We start from the raw sequence: 2,480 nt of genomic DNA, 5'->3' as shown, positions 1-2,480 counted from the left end.
CCTTCGAGGCGATGAAAGCGCTCATCCAGGAAGCGCACCACAAGAGCAAGAGCAGCTGGGCGTGGCAAAGCGCGAAGGGCAAGGGACACACGGACGAAACCGTGGTGCAGAGCCAACTGATCGCGGCGGGCGAACTGGCGATCCGTGCGGCGGGGAACATCCAGATCGACATCAAGGAGATCAACGGAAAAAGCGTCAGCCAGGCGATCGATGCGATGGTGGCGGCGGAGCCGCAACTGGCGTGGCTGAAAGAAATGGAACAACGCGGCGACGTGGACTGGCGGCAGGTGAAGGAGGTGCACGACAGCTTCAAATACAGCCAGTCGGGGTTGGGCGGCGTCGCCGCCGTGGTGATCGCCATCGTGATTACGGCGATTACGTGGAACCCTGCCAGCAGTTGGATCGGCGGTGGCGCACCCGCCGGCAGTAGCGCGCTGGCCGCCGGCGCAGCGGCGACGACGACCACGGCCGCCATTCCCGCCGGCTGGGCCAACGCCGCGCTGACGGCGGGCATGACCTCGGTCGCCAGCAACGCCACCATCAACCTGATCAACACCAAGGGCAACTTCGGCGAGACGCTGAAACAAACCTTCTCGGGCGATGCCCTGAAAGGCTATCTGGCTGCGACCGTAGCCGGCGGCGTGGGCGGCTACTACGCGGAGACGTTCGATCTGGAAATGCTGGCCGCGAAAATCACGGCGGGCTGCGCCAGCGGCGAACTGACGGGTTCAGGCTGCCAGCAAGGCGCCGTCACTGCCGGCGTGCTGGCCGGGCTGGCATGGGCGTCGCATCTGGTGAAGGAAGATCAGATCGAGAACTCCAAACAGTTCAAGGGGGCTTGTCTGGGGGATAGTGATAACTGCTCGAACAATTTCCAGCGGGAGGAATTGGGCGGTGGAAGGTGGGACTTGCCGACGGTGTGTAGGACGGAGGGTTTTAGTTGCTCTATGCGGGACGATGGTTTTGTGAGAGTTTTGGGGCATGGAGTTGAAGATAGAACAGATGTTGGAGTTTTTGATGCTTTGCAAGATGTGTTCAAAGAGCATGGCGGTGATCTGCTCAGTCCGATGGGCGGGCATCAAGGCCGTGAAGTAGGCTACTTGAAGATGTTTGGTATTGGCCCTGGTGATTATGACAAGAATAGTTTTTGGGCTAAATGGATCGTTGAGCTTTTTGGTGGTTGGCATGATAAGTTCAATAGCTATAGCGCCTACGATACGGTGAATGACTCAACATTCACGATGCCACTAATTGACTTCAAGGGTGTTGAACTTCCGAATCAAACCACCAAAGACTGGGCGCTTGCTCCTCGTGTTATCGGAAATATTCGCCCAGATTATGGTGCTTTCGCCAGTTTTATGAACCACATAAACATCCCGCTGGCGGCTCCATTCGCTGCCGGAGTCATGGCCAATCAACTGCCTCCGGGGGTGCTACAGATTATTGATAATGCCAAGAAAAATGCAGAATCCTTGCGAAAGATCGGAGAAAAACCGTGAGATTCAGACTGGCAATAACGATCTGTACTCTTGTGGCCCTTCTTTGTTCGTGCAAGGGGGAGAGCGCCTCGCCTATTGTGAGGAGGCCTTCATACGATGAGTATATGAAAAACGAGAGGGCTGCGGCACCATCTCACTCCTTGGATGAGCTAGAGCAATGCCCAAAGCCAAATGGTATTTTTGATAATCTGGAGGTCGGAGGGAAAGGCGGGCCAGGGTTGTCAAAATATTTCTCGGTGCCGGGATTTCAAATACCTGAAAATAGTTATCCAAGTAACTGGCCCAAAGGCAAGGTCGTGGAGATTTCTAGCTCACCTATAGCGATCCTTGGTGGCATGAAAAACGGCCTTCGCCAAGTCTATTTTGCCCCTTCCTCTGAGCGTTTTACTCTGGAATTGCGCCCGCTTAAGAGTAATAAATTTTTGATTGGTGTCAAAGGAACGTCCGGGCTTTCCGGGGAGGCAGAGGGCTACCTGAATATCTCGGGAGAGAGAAAACGCTGTGAGAATGGCGTACTAAAAGCCTTCTGGCGAAAATACGATCAGATTGTTCCGGGCTGGGAACTCTATGTCGAGCCAGAGACGGGGGATGTTGTCATGGTTTATAGCACGGCGAAGGAGCGAGGGGAAATCTCCTATCGTTTCAAACGTATCGGCAAATGAATTGCTTTGAATAACCATTGTGCGCATCAGTCTTTCATTCGGCAGCCGTGCTCGTTCAGGTTTGAAACCATGAAACCCAGCACTTTTTTTGAAACGACCCGATGCCGCCCATTCCATCGTGCCGTTATCTGGACACTGATCTGCACGCTGACCCTGAATCCAGCCGCTCCCGCGCTGGCGCACATTCCGGTTTCTGGCCCGTTCACCAAAATCACCCAACAAGGCCAGCCATTACCCGACCCCAGCCAGCAGCGGGTGGGCGTATCGGATGCGGTGCTGCCTGGAGTGGGGAATGGCCTGTTCAAACCCTCGAGCCACC

General features: G+C 55.2%; 3 protein-coding genes. All 3 read left to right on the top strand.

Annotated elements, in window-relative coordinates; genetic code table 11:
• On the top strand, positions 1–1,499 hold a 1,499-nt coding region (locus JYJ39_RS13830; protein ID WP_205205210.1), incomplete at its 5' end, for a DUF637 domain-containing protein.
• Between the two features lie 104 nt (positions 1,500–1,603).
• Positions 1,604–2,161 (top strand): hypothetical protein, encoded by a 558-nt coding sequence (locus tag JYJ39_RS13825; RefSeq protein WP_205205208.1) that lies wholly within the window; start codon positions 1,604–1,606, stop codon positions 2,159–2,161.
• Between the two features lie 69 nt (positions 2,162–2,230).
• Positions 2,231–2,480 (top strand): hypothetical protein (locus tag JYJ39_RS13820; protein ID WP_205205207.1); only part of this gene is annotated, 250 nt, incomplete at its 3' end.

It is taken from the genome of Azonexus hydrophilus (genome assembly GCF_905120355.1).
Classification (GTDB): domain Bacteria; phylum Pseudomonadota; class Gammaproteobacteria; order Burkholderiales; family Rhodocyclaceae; genus Azonexus.
This window is presented reverse-complemented; position numbering and strand designations above follow the sequence as displayed.

Coding starts and splice junctions, on each gene's coding strand:
- JYJ39_RS13825 (WP_205205208.1), top strand. CDS start 1,604: ATGAAAAACGAGAGGGCTGCGGCACCATCTCACTCCTTGGATGAGCTA.